Here is a 12,713-nt window from a genome sequence, read left to right on the forward strand (position 1 = left end):
AGCGGTCTCCTACGTTCAGCGGCGCGCGTCTGTCTGAACGAAGAGCACACCGAGGAAATGACCCTGACTTTCGCCCGTGAACCTGAAGCTCAGATTGCGGGCACCACCGGACAGGGCGGGACTCAGGTCGAACACGTCCGCGTCATATCCGAGATTATTCATATGTTCGGGCTGTCGCACGAACGATTGAGCGCCGAATTCCGTGATCGTGGAATTCATAACATCATTAAAAGGATTTTTTCCATCGCTGAGGTTCACCCCGCGGCCGCCGTCAGCCGTCACGTTGAGTGAATCCCCGAGGGCGCCCCGGTCCCCGTCGTACCCGACCACCCCGACCCGGCCCGCCGAGCCGGTCGGCGCGTCCAGCCCCTCGATCTCGACGACCGCGCCACCGGCGCGCGCGGCGATCGACTCGAAGCCGTCCCACAGCGAGATCCGGCGCACGGGCTCCTGCGGGTGCTCGTAGGCGACGACCAGCGTCCAGCCGCCCCAGGCCCCCACCTTGGAATGGCCCATCGCGATGTTGAGCTGGGCCACCGTCCACAGGCCGGCACCGCCCTTGCGGACGAGCGGGGTCACATCGGCGGAGGCCTGGTAGGCATCGCTGCCCGCGTCCGTGCGGTGGCCCATCACCGTGTCGGCGAGCACCTCCTTGTACGCGCCGCCGGGCTCGGCGACCAGCACCCGACCGTTGTCCTGCGGCGGCTTCTGCTCGCCCACCCGCAGGTTCCCGCCCCAGTAGAGGCGCGCGTACGAGACCTTCGCGCCGTGCGGGACCTTGAGCTCGGCCCGGGTGGAGTTGTAGGTGTCCGGGTCCTTGTCGACCTCGCTGTAGAACATCTCGAAGTCGCTGTTGACCCCCGCCGCACCCTTCTTGACCTCAGCGCACGGCTCGACCTGCGGGGACCGCTCCGCGCGACAGCTGATGCCGGAGTTGGAGGCGCGCACCAGCCCGCCGTGCTGCACGGCCTGGTAACGCTGGGTGAAGGGAACCCGGGGCAGCTCCTTGGGAGCAGGAGCCGCCGCCCCCGCCATCTGGGCGTTCACGGAAAGGGTCAGGCAGGACAGCAGACCGAGCGCGCCGAGGATTCTGCGGGAGGAACCCATGACCCTGTCTCCATTTTCGATCAGGGGGACAAAACAGGAGTGAACTTTGGCAGAAATCGGGCTGGAAATCACGCCGGACTCGCTCGTACGGCCTTTTGGGCGATAGCACGCACCCTCGCAACGGGCGGGTCGTTATGGGGTGCACCATTGTTCGAACCGAAAGGAAATGCAGAGATGGAGACCGGCGGGTCCCCCGGCGCCTCGAGCGACGCCCCGCTCCGGGCGCCCGCCGACGTCCCGGTGAGCTCCTGCGGCCCCGCGGTGAGCGCGGTCACCCTGCCGAACCCCCGCTCGACACCGGCCGCGTCAGCGCCGAGCCGTCAACCGCGCTGCCCGAAACGCCTGCATCCGGGTGAAGCCACGCAACCCGAACCGGGGCCGCGGCGTTGATCCGGGTGCTCCACTACCGGGCAATCCTGCAAAAAAGGGACGACAATGATCAAGAAGATGATGGCCTCGGCCGCGGTTGCCGCCTCGGTCGTGGGCATCGGCGCCGCCATGGCGCCGCAGGCGATGGCGATCGGGAACGACAACGGCGTCAACACGGTCCAGGGCAACGGCGCCGCGCAGATCTACGGCAACCAGGCCACCTACGGCAACATGAGCCCGCAGATGGCTCTGATCCAGGGATCCTTCAACAAGCCCTGCATCGCCCTCCCCGCGAAGGCCAACGTGCAGTCCGTGCTGGCCCTGGTCAACGTCGGCGTCCAGGACATCCCCGTCCTGTCCAGCCCGCAGAACCAGCAGTGCACCGAGAACTCCACCCAGGCCAAGGGCGACGAGGCCCTCTCGCACATCCTGGACAACATCCCGATCCTCTCCGGCAACGTCTCGAACGGCAGCTGACCGAGGCCCATGCCAGCGAGGCCGTCGCACCCACCGGGTCGCGGCGGCCTCGCCGCATATGGGGCCGGGGACGCCCCGGGCCACGGAATTGTCGATACGAATCGACCGGCGCCGATAATTCGACCCGCACATGGGGTCGAGCATCGGAGTGAATTACCGACCGACCGCCGAAAATGTGCGGTTTCTTTTTCTCGAACCGCTCGTTGTTAATTCTGCAGTGGACACGCCCCTGCGGGAAGGAAAGAAATCAAAATGACGTACAAGAAGGCAGTGGTGCTGGCCGCCGGCGCTCTCATGCTCGCCGGTGCCGCCTCCCCCGCCATGGCCGACGCGGCCGCCGAGGGTGCGGCCGTGGGTTCCCCCGGCGTCCTGTCCGGCAACCTGCTCCAGGTCCCGGTGCACGTCCCGGTCAACGTCTGCGGCAACACCGTGAACGTCATCGCGCTGCTGAACCCGGCGTTCGGCAACACCTGCGTCAACGCCTGACGAAGCGCTCGTGCCCGCGAGGGCAAGCCTCCTCGGTGCGGCCCCGGAGTGCACGGCGGTGCACTCCGGGGCCGCCTCCGATTCCACACCGGCCGTGGCGCCGGTAGACAGGGAAGGACCCATGCGACAGGTACTGAGCCGACAGGTACTGGGCAAGGGGATGCTCACGGCGGCAGCCGCGTCGAGCCTGTTGTCGATCGCGACTGGCGCGGCCTACGCGCACCACGGAGCGAGCGCCGAGGCCTCGCATTCGCCGGGCGTGCTGGCCGGCAACAGCGTCTCGGTACCGATCACCTTCGCACCGAACGTGTGCGGCAACAGCGTGGACGGCGGTGCTGCGCTCAACCCTGCGATGGGAAACACGTGCGTCACCGACACCGGTGCGCACACCGGTGACGGCCACGACTACGGGCGCTACCTCAGCCCCGAGCACGCCCGGGCCTTCGAGCGCTACCTCGACGAGCGCGAGGGCCGGCACGCGGTGCCGGAGCAGCGCCACGGGTCGCCGCGCCACGCGGGCGGTCCCGAGCAGCCCCGACAGGAGCGAACCCGGCCCGAGCAGCCCCGGCCGGACGGGCCGCGGCACGCGAAGCCGCGCCAGGAGGAGCCGCGCCACGACGGCGGCCACGGCCCCGGTGAGCAGCGCGGCGAGAAGGAGTGCGACGACCACCCCGAGTCGTCGCCGCCCCCACCGGCGCACCACGCTCCGCCCGCGCCCGAGCGGCCGCACCCCAAGCCGGAACCGGTGGAGGAACACCCGGTCCCGCTGCCCACCCCGGAGCCGGTCCAGGAGGCGCCCGCGCCGCTGCCCGAGGCTCCGCCGGCACCCCCCGCGCCGCAGCCCCCGGCCGAGGAGGCCCCGCACACGCTTCCCGCCCCGGCGCCCGCCCCCGCACCGGTCGGGGAGGCTCCGCACACGCTGCCGGCCCCCGTGTCCGGGCCGCCGCACGGCAGGCTGCCCGTGGAGTACCCGGCTCCGGCGCCCGCGCCCGAGGTCGTACCGCCCGCGGACCAGCCGCCGGCCGCTCCCGGCGGTGACGTCCCCGTCGTCCTCCCTCCGGTGACGGCCCCGCCGGCCCCGACCCCCGCCCCGGGGCCTGCACCCGTCGAGCCGCCGGCCCCCGCTCCGGCGCACGTGACCGGGCCGGTGCTCGCCGATACGGGCGCGGGCCAGCCCGCGGCCGCTGCGGCTCTCGCCAGCGCCCTGATCCTGGGCGGCGCCATTCTGTACCGGCGGTCGCGCGTCTCCTGACCGGCCGTACCGGTAATACCGGGTAATCAGAATAAGTAGCGGCCGGAGAATCCCTCGTCGGATTCCCCGGTCGCTGTCATGCCCCGCCCCTATCCGCGCGGGCGTTCGCGTTTCCGCAGCGGCGGGTAATCGTTACCCAATGCGAAAGTGGCGCGACGGTCGCCGCTGAAGCGTCTGTCCACGAAAGAAGAGGATTTCGATAATGAAGTTCACGAAGGTCGCCGCTGTCGTCGCCGGCTCCGTCGCCGCGCTCGGTGCCTCCACCACCGCCTTCGCCGCCGAGACCACGGCCGCGATGCCCCCCATGAGCCTGACCGGCGGGGTGACCGAGACGCTGAACTCCATCGGGCCCGTCTCCGAGTCGCTGCCGCAGACCGTGGGCAACGGGCTGGCCGAGCAAGGGGACACCCTCAACAAGGTCGTGGGTACCGCACAGAAGGTGAACAAGGTCCGCAACGACGTGCCCGGCACCGTGCTCGGCCTCGCGAACAACGCCACCCAGGCGTCCCCCATGCTCGGCGGCGTGAAGCTCAACGGCGGCCAGTGAACCGACCCGGCTGAACACCCGCCGACACGACTGTGGGCGCCACCGGCGAGGCCGGGGCGCCCACAGTCGGTCGTTCGGCCGACGTCAGTTGTTGACGCAGACGTTGCCGAACGCCGGGTTCAGCAGGCCGACGATGTTCACGCTGTTGCCGCAGACGTTGACCGGAACGTGCACCGGCACCTGGGCCAGGTTGCCGGAGAGAACGCCGGGGGAACCCACGGCCGCACCCTCGGCCGACGAGTCGGCGGCGGCGGAGCCGGCGGCACCGGCCGCAGCGAGACCAGCGGTGGCCAGGACCAGGGCGGCCTTCTTGGCAGAGTTCATGGGAAGTGCACCTTCTGTTCGATGTTCTGCCCCGAACCGGGGCTCACACCGAGCGAAACGGTCCAGCTTCCCAGACGACACGGCCACGCGCACGATGAGACCTATTCGGCTCAACCGTCGTAACCATCCGACGGGGTCGGTCCGCAACCGCTCCTACGGGACGGCAGGAAGGGCCGGGACCTCGGGGACCGTCGGGGTCACGGGAAGCTCGGGGAGCGGCGGGGCCTCGGGGACCGCGGGCAGCTCCGGCACCAGCCCGTCGACCGGCGGCACTTCCACCGGCGGCAGCTTGGGGATGAGGCCGGACACGTCGGGAAGCTCGGGAAGCTTGATCTCCGGCAGCTTCGGCAACTCGATCGGCGGCAGCGTCACCCCGTCGGGCAGCAGACCCCCGACCGTCGCGAGAAGGCCTTCGAGGGTCTTGGTGAGGCCCGCCAGGAGGTCGTCGATGGGACCGGCGGCCGCCGCGCGCCGCTCGATCTTCTTGACCTGCTGCTGGACGGAGGCCACGCGTTCGGTGAGGGCCGCGGAGCCGTCGCCCTCCGCGGCACCCGCAGGGGCGGCCGCGCCGGACAGTATGACGACGGCGAGGGCCGACGGAACGAGGAGGCGGGCGCGGGACGGCTTCGTGCGGTGCATGGATGTTCCTTACGCGGTGGGGACACGAGCGATGGGGACACGAGAAGTGGACCCGAACGGTCCGCTTCCTCACCCACCGTGCGAACGCGCCGCACGGAGCGCAACCGGAGCCCCGGACGTTGCTGGCTGCGTACGGACTTCGCGCAGGCGTCCGGAGCCCACTCACCCGGGCCGGGGAAATCCTCGACACGCACGGGCCGTTTGAGTGAAGCAGCGGAACCAACCCCCTGGTCGGGCAGTTGACCAGGGCGCTCCATCAGCGGGCACTCGTGCGACAGAAGGAACAAGATGTTCAAGAAGTTCATGACCGCCGCCGCGGTCTCCGCCGTTGCGATCGGCGCGGGCGCTGCCGCCGCGGCCCCGGCCATGGCCATCGGCAACGACAACGGGGTCAACACCGTCAACGGCAACGGTGCCCAGCAGATCTACGGCAACCAGAAGACCCACGGCGACATGAGCCCGCAGCTCAGCCTGGTCCAGGGCACCCTCAACAAGCCCTGCATCGGCCTGCCGGCGAAGGTCAACGCCCAGTCGCTGATCGCCGCGCTCAACATCGGTGTCCAGGACATCAACGTCCTGTCCAACCCGCAGAACCAGCAGTGCACCGAGAACTCCACCCAGGCCAAGGGCGACGAGCCGCTCTCGCACATCCTCGACAACATCCCGGTCCTCTCGGGCAACCTCTCGAGCGGCAGCTGATCTCCGGATCCTCCGCCCTTCGGGTGATCGCGGGCCGCTGAGCCTGTGGAGTGAACGAAGAGGGCCCCGGCGGCGTCCAGCCGCCGGGGCCCTCTTCGCGTTCCGCCCCAGGCGGTCAGCCGGTCCAGAAGTCCCACCAGCGGGTGAGGACCAACATGCCGATCACTCCGATGTGCAGGGCCGGCGGGGCCCAGCCGAATTCGGTGAAGAAGACCCGCAGCGGGCCGGGGGCGAGCAGGGTGCGCGTACGGACGTTGTGCGCGGTGACCGCCCAGAACATCAGCAGGGTCGCGACCCAGGCCAGACAGCACCACAGGCAGAGCGCGTTGATCTCGTAGAGCGACTGGACCATCAGCCAGCTGCAGAAGCCGACGCCGAACAACGTGCCGGCGTTCAGTCCGAGCCAGAACCAGCCGTGGTAGCGGGCGCCGGCCAACAAACCCGCGCCGACGCAGACGACGACGGCGTACGCGACGAGCCCCAACATCGGATTGGGAAAGCCGAAGGCCGCCGCCTGCTCGCTCGCCATCACGCTGCCGCAGGAGACGACCGGGTTGAGACTGCACGCGGGCTTGAAGTCTGGGTCCTCCAGCAGGAGGAACTTGTCGAGGGTGATCACCCACGAGGCCAGCAGCCCGGCCGCCCCGGTGACGGCCAGCAGCCAGGCCAACCCCCTCGGCGCGGCGTTCCGTTCGCCCTCGTGTCCACTGCGGGGCCGCACCTGCTGACGCGGAAGGCCCACTGTATTCGTTGCCATGTGGCCCATAGTCCCGCGCTTCACCTCAGACCGGGCCCAACCATGCCCATCCATACGCAAGTTGACCTGAAGGTGTGGCGGGAACCTCCGATGCTTCCCGGACGTTTTACCGAACCCCGGACGTGATGTCAGAACCAGGGGTTACGTTGAGCTTCCGCAAAGTGACAAGCTGCGACGGCCTGGAGACCCACCTTGAGCGATCCGTACGAGACAACCGAGGCGCACCTCGAACGACTCCTCGGCCGCGCCCTCAACTCCTTCGACCTGCCGGACCGGCTGGTCGAGCGCCTCGGCACGGCGCTCGCCCACAGCTCTTCGCTCTACACCACCCACCACAGCCCGGAGGCGGGCATCTGGCGGGAGACCCACCGGCACACTTATCTGCTGACCGACGGCGGTTCGGTCTCGCTGTGGGAGCTGACCTACCGTCTGGAGGGCGACCGGACCGTCCGGCACGAGGTCTTCGCGAGCAAGGCTGAGATCTGCCTGGCCGTGACCCGGCTGTTCGGTGAGGCGCCGGCCGGGGCATCCCCGGATCCGGTGCTGGTGCCGGGCGAGGACGAGCCGGAGGGCGGCATGGCCCTGCTGAGCGCGCTGTACGCGACCCCGGCCCCGGTGCGGCGACACCGGGAGTACGCGGTGGAGGAATCCGCCGACCACGCCCGACGGGTGCTGCGCCGTGCGGAGAACGCCGACCGGCCGGGCGAGCAGGTGGCGACGCTGCTGCGGGCGGCGTACGCGCACCAGATCACGCAGGTGTTCGGCACGCGGCAGTGCCTCGCGGACGGGCGGGGGGCGGGCTTCAGCCTGTACGAACACGCCTTCGTCCTGCTGGACGGGACAGAGGTCAGCCTGTGGGAGGTCGAGCACACGGCAACGCCCGACGGGCAGCACATGTGCGAGGTGTACGAGAGCGAGGCGGCCGCGCGCGGAGCGATGGAACTGCGTGCCCGGGTGCGGTGAGGCGGGCCGGACGGAGCGAGGGTCCGGATGCGCAGAACGGCCCGCCAGGGAATTCGACGGACCGTTCCGAAAACCGGAGGGAATGATTCAACTCCGCGCGGACGACCCATTGGCAACGCGGCGGTCCCTGCGACTGCGCCGAACGGATGCCATGTAGCCGATCAGCGTCAGGGTGACGATCCCGATGCTGGCGCCGAGAATAAGTTGATCCATGTCCTCCACTTTGGTCAGCGCGAAGGCGATGGCCCCAAGCACCGCGCAGACCCCCAAGCCCTTGAGGGAATTCATTGCTCTCCTTGAATCATTTCCACGCGGACACGCGGGTCACGTACGACTTGATGATGGAGGACACGAGCCAATAGGTCCGTACCAATGTGAACACCAGCTCGGGGATCAGCAGCGCCTCGACGAGCATTGCCTTCCAGCCCATGTTCCGTACGCGGAGTGCGGGATAGACGATCCAGAAAGCGAAGAGCAGCAGGAGGATCGGCTGCGTCGAGAAGCCGTGCTTCGCCGCCGCCACCAGCTGCGTCGTCCCCCAACCGAGAATGTAAGCAGCGCCGAGCAGCCCCAGGATCAGGGTGCTGATGGAATGCCAGGTGAACTTCGTCCAACCACGGGCGCGCAACGCGTCGACCGTGCCTCGGCTCCACCTTTCGCGTTGCTGGATCAGCTCGCGCAGCGTGGGCATCAGGTCGGTGTACGCGATGCAGAGCTGGTTGGCCGTGACCTTCCAGCCCGATTCCTTGAGGGCCAGGGTGGTCTCGTAGTCCTCGACCAGATTGGAGTGGTCCTCCCAGAAGACCTCGCCCCGCCAGTCGAGGAGCCCCTGTAGGGCCTCCGCCCGGTAGAAGGAGCCGGCGCCCGACATGGTGTGGACGTCCCTGCGGAACCGGGTGTTGGCGGCGCGGCCGTACTCGATGATCTGCATGCCGAGGAGGTACCGCTGCCACGGGTTGCGCCACAGGTCGGTGCGGCCGAGGCAGGCGGCGCTGACGCCGCCGAGCTCCGGGTCGGACGCGATGACGTTGCGGGCCCGTTCGATGAACTTCGGGTGCAGCTCGGTGTCGGCATCCATGACCAGGACGTGTTTCACCTGGTTGGTGAGCCGGCCGCCGACGGCCTCCCTGAGCCAGCGGAGACCGTGGTTGAGGGCGCCCGCCTTCTTGTGGGGGTTGTTGTCCAGGTTCAGCACCACCGTCGGCGGCGTGTCCTCGTCGTCCGCGAACTGCTGGGCGAAGTCCAGGGTCCGGTCGGTCGAGTTGTTGACCACCACGATGATCAGGTCGGGGGTTCGGCTCTGGCCGGCCAGGGACCGCAGGGACGTGAACACCCCGACCTCCTCGTTCCGGGCCGGAACGAGGACGACGGTCTCGTAGAGAGCGGCGCTGTCGACCCCCTCGGGGGAGACGCGGCCCCGCCGGTGCCGACTGCGCGACGCACGCGCCGCATCACCGCGCCCACGACGTATCGCGGCGCCGCGCCCCCCACGGCGCGACGCATCGGCACGCTCACCGCGCGCAACAGTGCCCGACAAGATTTATCTCCCCCACCCAAGTCAACATCACTCGGCCTCCACACTGTGGAGACCGAGTGAAAGCACACGCAGAAAGTACTGCACATCTATGCGACCGCTCAGCGTCAGTCGGCCCGGTCGCAACGTGCGGCGGGCGTCGGCGGCGCACCACGGGGTCTTTACTCTCTGGCAAAACCCGACAACGTGGGCACCAAGAGTGCGGAATCCCCGCCGCGCAGTGATGAAGAACACTTCCAGATCGGCCCCATTGCCGATCCCCCCGAACAATTGACGGTTGAATCACGGCCCCGACGCCGAAGGAAATCGGGCCCCATTCCTGCCCTATCCGCGGCTTCCAAGCCATGACACACCGTGGTTACGATGGCGCTCAATATGCCACCCCGTCAAGGAGCTTCCGTGAGCCGTTCCAGCCGAAATCCTCGCCGTCGAGGCTGGAACGCACTGAAAGTGCTCCTCTTGGTGGGCGCACTGGCCGTCGGCGGTGGCGCCTTCGTGCTCTATCCCAAATGGCGTTCCGGTACTGACTCTCACGGGTCCGCCGACCTCACGGTCCGGTACCGGACCGACGCCCCGGCCACGGGCGCTGCGGCCAAGCCATGGTTGGAAGTCATCAACAATTCGAAGAGAACCGTGGCCTTGAGCGACGTGGCCCTTAGGTACTACTTCTCTGCGGATGATGCTTCCGCTTACGGTTCCAATTGCGTCCAGACGGCTCTCGGCTGCTCGAACGTCACCGCCAAGATAGGCATGCTGACCGGTTCCGGTCCGACGTCCAGCCACTACCTCCAGATCGGCTTCACGGCGGCGGCCGGCAGCCTGGAGCCGGGCAAGACCAGTCAGGGGATCGGGCTCCAGCTCTTCCGCCTCGACCACAAGGAGCTGAACCAGGCGAACGACCTCTCGTTCGACGCCGAGTCCACCCACTACGCCCCGTCCCAGCGGGTGGCGGCGTACCTCGGCGGCAAGCACGTCTGGGGTGACGAGCCGAAGGGCAGCGACGCGGCGGCGGGGCAGGGCCCGCTCTCCGTGAGGGCACCGGCCGCGGCCGCGCCGCCGGCGGGGGTCATGTTCGACGACTTCTCCTACACCGGCCCCGACGACCCCGCGCTCGCCTCCAACGGCTGGCAGGTCCGCACCGGCCAGGGCGGTCCGGGGATCAAGGACACCTGGTCCACCGCGGGCATCAGCTTCCCGGCCGAGGGGACCGCCAAGGCGGGCCAGTCACTGCAGCTGCAGGTCACCAGCGACGGGACCGCGAAGGGCACCCAGCAGTCCGAACTGCAGACCAGCAAGCCGTACTTCTTCACGGGCACCCTCGCCGCCCGGGTGTACTTCAGCGACAAGCCCACGAGCGGACGCAACGGCGATCACATCAACGAGTCCTTCTTCGCGATCTCGCCCGACCACAAGTCGGATCAGTACAGCGAGCTCGACTACGAGTACATGCCGAACGGCGGATGGGGTGCGCCGGGTCCCAGGCTCGACACCACGAGCTGGCGCAACAGCACGAAGAACGACCGGGTCACCAAGGCCCAGAAGGACAAGCTCGAAGGCTGGCACGTCCTGCTGATCACGGCCGTGAACGGATCGGTCACCTACTCCGTGGACGGCCGGGAGCTGTTCACCAGCGACAGCAAGTACTTCCCTCGCGAGCGCATGAACATCCACTTCAGCGCCTGGCTGGTCGACCTCCCCTTCCTGGGGGCGCGCACCTGGGACATGCGGGTCGACTGGCTCTACTACCAGGCCGACAAGGCCGTGCCGACCGCGGAGGTCGAGAAGGCCGTGAAGGGCTTCTCGGCCAACGGCACCGCCTACGTCAACACCGTGGCCCTGCCCAAGTCCTGACCCCGTCACCCGCTGCGGGACCGCGGGCGGGGCGGAGGGAAAAGGAGAACGGACATGCCCGCCCGGGAGGGCGGACATGTCCGTTCGGCGGTACGTGCGGCCCGGCTCAGCCGGCCGGGACCTTCTCCGGAGTGCGACCGGCGTGCTCGGCGGCGCCCTCGCGCTCCTCCATCGGGAGCGCCCTGCGCGGCAGGACGAACATCACCGCGAAGATCACGAAGAGTACGGCCACGACCCACCAGAGCGCGCCGCGGAAGGCCTCCACGTACGGCGGACCGAAGACCATGTCGTCGTCGATCAGCCCGAAGAAGACGACGGAGGTCAGGGCGAGACCCAGCGCGTTGCCCATCTGGCCGGTGGTGTTGATCAGACCCGAGGCGGATCCGGCGTGCTCGCGCGGCACTTCGGAGAGCACCGTGTCGTTCAGCGGGGCCACGATCAGGCCCATGCCGACGCCCATGACGATCAGCGGGGCGGCCATCTGCCAGGGGGCGATCTCCATGCCGTAGTGCTGCGACTCCCAGATGTAGAGGAGCAGACCGGCGGCCATGACCAGCGCGCCGGCCTGGAGCACCTTGCGGCCGAAGCGGGGGACGAGCTTCTCGACCGAGAGGCCGGCGGCGACCGAGACCGCGATGGAGAACGGGATGCCGGTGAGACCCGCGCGCAGCACGCTCCAGCCGAGGCCCATCTGCATGTACATCGTCCAGACCAGGAAGAAGATGCCGGTGGCGATGCCGAAGGTCAGCTGGACGGCGATGCCGCCGGCGAAGCTCTTGACCTTGAAGAGGGAGAGCTCGACGAGCGGGGAGCCATCCTTCTTGATCTTGTACTTCTCGTACGTGATGAAGGCGGCGAAGACGAAGGGCGCCGCGCCCATGCAGACGAAGCCCCACAGCGGCCAGTCGTTCTCGTGGCCGTGGGTCAGCGGGAAGATCAGCAGGACCATGGCGAGGGTGGCGAGGACGACGCCGACCAGGTCCAGGCGCAGCGCCTTGGGTGCCTTGGACTCGGCGATGAACTTGCGTCCCAGGATCACGCCCATGATGCCGACGGGCAGGTTGATCAGGAAGATCGGGCGCCATCCGAGACCGAAGAGGTCCCATTCGATGAGCAGTGCGCCGAGCAGCGGACCCGAGACGGCCGCCAGGCCCACGATCGCGCCGAACATGCCGAAGACCTTGCCGCGCTCCTGCGGCGGGAAGGTGACGTGGATGATCGCCAGGACCTGCGGCACCATCAGGGCGGCCATACCGCCCTGCAGCAGTCGGGCCATGACGAGCACGTCCGGGTTGGCGGCGATGCCGCAGAGCAGCGAGGCCGCCGTGAACCCGGCGATGCCGATGAGGAAGACGCGCTTGCGGCCGTAGATGTCACCGAGGCGGCCACCGGTGATCAGGCCCGCCGCGAAGGCGAGGGCGTAGCCCGCGGTGATCCACTGGATCGCGCTGGTGGAGGCGCCGAAGTCCTCGCGCATGGTGCGGATGGCTATGTTGACGATCGTGACGTCGACCAGGTCCATGAAGGCCGCGGTCATCACGATGGCGAGCGCCAGCCAGCGGCGGCGGTCGGCGGGCGAGCTGGGTGCGTCGTGGGCTACGTCGTTCCGCTCTTCTGGTACGGGCCCGTTCTCTCTATCGGGCGCTGTCTTGGACGTCTCGGTGCTCATGAGGAGAAACTTAGACGGCGTCTAGGTCAGCTTGTGTCC

The 12,713-nt window shown here is 68.7% G+C and carries 15 protein-coding genes; 8 read left to right on the forward strand and 7 right to left on the reverse strand.

The window, feature by feature from the left end; genetic code table 11:
• Positions 1–15: 15 nt before the first annotated feature.
• Entirely contained in the window at positions 16–1,107 is a 1,092-nt protein-coding gene (locus tag ACIQK6_RS30340; protein WP_402695866.1) for a DUF3344 domain-containing protein, read from the reverse strand.
• A gap of 174 nt (positions 1,108–1,281) precedes the next feature.
• On the opposite strand from ACIQK6_RS30340, the gene ACIQK6_RS30345 reads away from it, so the two are divergent.
• The 5 genes from ACIQK6_RS30345 (at position 1,282) to ACIQK6_RS30365 (ending at position 4,238) form a co-directional block, all read left to right on the forward strand.
• Positions 1,282–1,497: a chaplin family protein gene (locus ACIQK6_RS30345; protein WP_402695868.1), complete on the forward strand. Its 216-nt coding sequence runs from the start codon at positions 1,282–1,284 to the stop codon at positions 1,495–1,497.
• Positions 1,498–1,542: 45 nt separating this feature from the next.
• A complete protein-coding gene (locus ACIQK6_RS30350; RefSeq protein ID WP_030386268.1) occupies positions 1,543–1,953 on the forward strand; it encodes a rodlin in 411 nt (136 codons plus the stop codon).
• Between the two features lie 252 nt (positions 1,954–2,205).
• On the forward strand, positions 2,206–2,439 hold the full coding sequence (locus ACIQK6_RS30355; protein ID WP_329101100.1) for a chaplin: 234 nt from the start codon (positions 2,206–2,208) through the stop codon (positions 2,437–2,439).
• A 121-nt stretch (positions 2,440–2,560) separates the two neighbouring features.
• The gene (locus tag ACIQK6_RS30360) at positions 2,561–3,691 is read left to right on the forward strand and encodes a chaplin (RefSeq protein ID WP_329101098.1); all 1,131 of its coding nucleotides are present in this window, start codon (positions 2,561–2,563) and stop codon (positions 3,689–3,691) included.
• 202 nt (positions 3,692–3,893) lie between these two features.
• Positions 3,894–4,238: a hypothetical protein gene (locus ACIQK6_RS30365; RefSeq protein WP_329101096.1), complete on the forward strand. Its 345-nt coding sequence runs from the start codon at positions 3,894–3,896 to the stop codon at positions 4,236–4,238.
• A gap of 84 nt (positions 4,239–4,322) precedes the next feature.
• Here ACIQK6_RS30365 and ACIQK6_RS30370 read toward each other — a convergent pair whose 3' ends face one another.
• A complete protein-coding gene (locus ACIQK6_RS30370) occupies positions 4,323–4,562 on the reverse strand; it encodes a chaplin (RefSeq protein WP_266595530.1) in 240 nt (79 codons plus the stop codon).
• Positions 4,563–4,715: 153 nt separating this feature from the next.
• Positions 4,716–5,201, reverse strand: coding sequence for a hypothetical protein (locus ACIQK6_RS30375; RefSeq protein WP_329101093.1), 486 nt, complete (start codon positions 5,199–5,201; stop codon positions 4,716–4,718).
• Positions 5,202–5,489: 288 nt separating this feature from the next.
• Between ACIQK6_RS30375 and ACIQK6_RS30380 the strand changes: the two genes are divergently transcribed.
• Positions 5,490–5,900, forward strand: coding sequence for a rodlin (locus ACIQK6_RS30380; RefSeq protein WP_202201177.1), 411 nt, complete (start codon positions 5,490–5,492; stop codon positions 5,898–5,900).
• 115 nt (positions 5,901–6,015) lie between these two features.
• On the opposite strand, the gene ACIQK6_RS30385 is transcribed toward ACIQK6_RS30380, so the two are convergent.
• On the reverse strand, positions 6,016–6,657 hold the full coding sequence (locus tag ACIQK6_RS30385) for a vitamin K epoxide reductase family protein (RefSeq protein ID WP_329101091.1): 642 nt from the start codon (positions 6,655–6,657) through the stop codon (positions 6,016–6,018).
• 192 nt (positions 6,658–6,849) lie between these two features.
• Between ACIQK6_RS30385 and ACIQK6_RS30390 the strand changes: the two genes are divergently transcribed.
• A complete protein-coding gene (locus ACIQK6_RS30390) occupies positions 6,850–7,620 on the forward strand; it encodes a DUF6227 family protein (protein WP_329101089.1) in 771 nt (256 codons plus the stop codon).
• An 87-nt stretch (positions 7,621–7,707) separates the two neighbouring features.
• Here ACIQK6_RS30390 and ACIQK6_RS30395 read toward each other — a convergent pair whose 3' ends face one another.
• Both ACIQK6_RS30395 and ACIQK6_RS30400 read right to left on the reverse strand, forming a co-directional pair.
• Positions 7,708–7,908 (reverse strand): hypothetical protein, encoded by a 201-nt coding sequence (locus tag ACIQK6_RS30395; RefSeq protein WP_329101087.1) that lies wholly within the window; start codon positions 7,906–7,908, stop codon positions 7,708–7,710.
• A gap of 13 nt (positions 7,909–7,921) precedes the next feature.
• Complete coding sequence (locus ACIQK6_RS30400; protein WP_402695872.1) at positions 7,922–9,157, reverse strand: glycosyltransferase family 2 protein; 1,236 nt, start codon at positions 9,155–9,157, stop codon at positions 7,922–7,924.
• A 372-nt stretch (positions 9,158–9,529) separates the two neighbouring features.
• On the opposite strand from ACIQK6_RS30400, the gene ACIQK6_RS30405 reads away from it, so the two are divergent.
• Positions 9,530–11,005 carry a cellulose binding domain-containing protein gene (locus tag ACIQK6_RS30405; RefSeq protein ID WP_402695943.1) on the forward strand — a complete coding sequence of 492 codons (1,476 nt, stop codon included), beginning with the start codon at positions 9,530–9,532 and terminating at the stop codon, positions 11,003–11,005.
• A gap of 106 nt (positions 11,006–11,111) precedes the next feature.
• Here the strand turns inward: ACIQK6_RS30405 and ACIQK6_RS30410 are convergent, their stop codons facing one another.
• On the reverse strand, positions 11,112–12,674 hold the full coding sequence (locus tag ACIQK6_RS30410; protein ID WP_329101081.1) for an MFS transporter: 1,563 nt from the start codon (positions 12,672–12,674) through the stop codon (positions 11,112–11,114).
• Between the last annotated feature and the right edge of the window lie 39 nt (positions 12,675–12,713).

This window comes from Streptomyces sp. NPDC091682, assembly GCF_044756625.1.
GTDB lineage: Bacteria > Actinomycetota > Actinomycetes > Streptomycetales > Streptomycetaceae > Streptomyces.

Bases quoted from the DNA above. Each gene is read 5' to 3' on its own strand.
- ACIQK6_RS30385 (WP_329101091.1), bottom strand. From the start codon at position 6,657: ATGGCAACGAATACAGTGGGCCTTCCGCGTCAGCAGGTGCGGCCCCGC.
- ACIQK6_RS30365 (WP_329101096.1), top strand. From the start codon at position 3,894: ATGAAGTTCACGAAGGTCGCCGCTGTCGTCGCCGGCTCCGTCGCCGCG.
- ACIQK6_RS30350 (WP_030386268.1), top strand. From the start codon at position 1,543: ATGATCAAGAAGATGATGGCCTCGGCCGCGGTTGCCGCCTCGGTCGTG.
- ACIQK6_RS30410 (WP_329101081.1), bottom strand. From the start codon at position 12,674: ATGAGCACCGAGACGTCCAAGACAGCGCCCGATAGAGAGAACGGGCCC.
- ACIQK6_RS30360 (WP_329101098.1), top strand. From the start codon at position 2,561: ATGCGACAGGTACTGAGCCGACAGGTACTGGGCAAGGGGATGCTCACG.
- ACIQK6_RS30405 (WP_402695943.1), top strand. From the start codon at position 9,530: ATGCCACCCCGTCAAGGAGCTTCCGTGAGCCGTTCCAGCCGAAATCCT.
- ACIQK6_RS30395 (WP_329101087.1), bottom strand. From the start codon at position 7,908: ATGAATTCCCTCAAGGGCTTGGGGGTCTGCGCGGTGCTTGGGGCCATC.
- ACIQK6_RS30380 (WP_202201177.1), top strand. From the start codon at position 5,490: ATGTTCAAGAAGTTCATGACCGCCGCCGCGGTCTCCGCCGTTGCGATC.
- ACIQK6_RS30340 (WP_402695866.1), bottom strand. From the start codon at position 1,107: ATGGGTTCCTCCCGCAGAATCCTCGGCGCGCTCGGTCTGCTGTCCTGC.
- ACIQK6_RS30345 (WP_402695868.1), top strand. From the start codon at position 1,282: ATGGAGACCGGCGGGTCCCCCGGCGCCTCGAGCGACGCCCCGCTCCGG.
- ACIQK6_RS30375 (WP_329101093.1), bottom strand. From the start codon at position 5,201: ATGCACCGCACGAAGCCGTCCCGCGCCCGCCTCCTCGTTCCGTCGGCC.
- ACIQK6_RS30370 (WP_266595530.1), bottom strand. From the start codon at position 4,562: ATGAACTCTGCCAAGAAGGCCGCCCTGGTCCTGGCCACCGCTGGTCTC.
- ACIQK6_RS30355 (WP_329101100.1), top strand. From the start codon at position 2,206: ATGACGTACAAGAAGGCAGTGGTGCTGGCCGCCGGCGCTCTCATGCTC.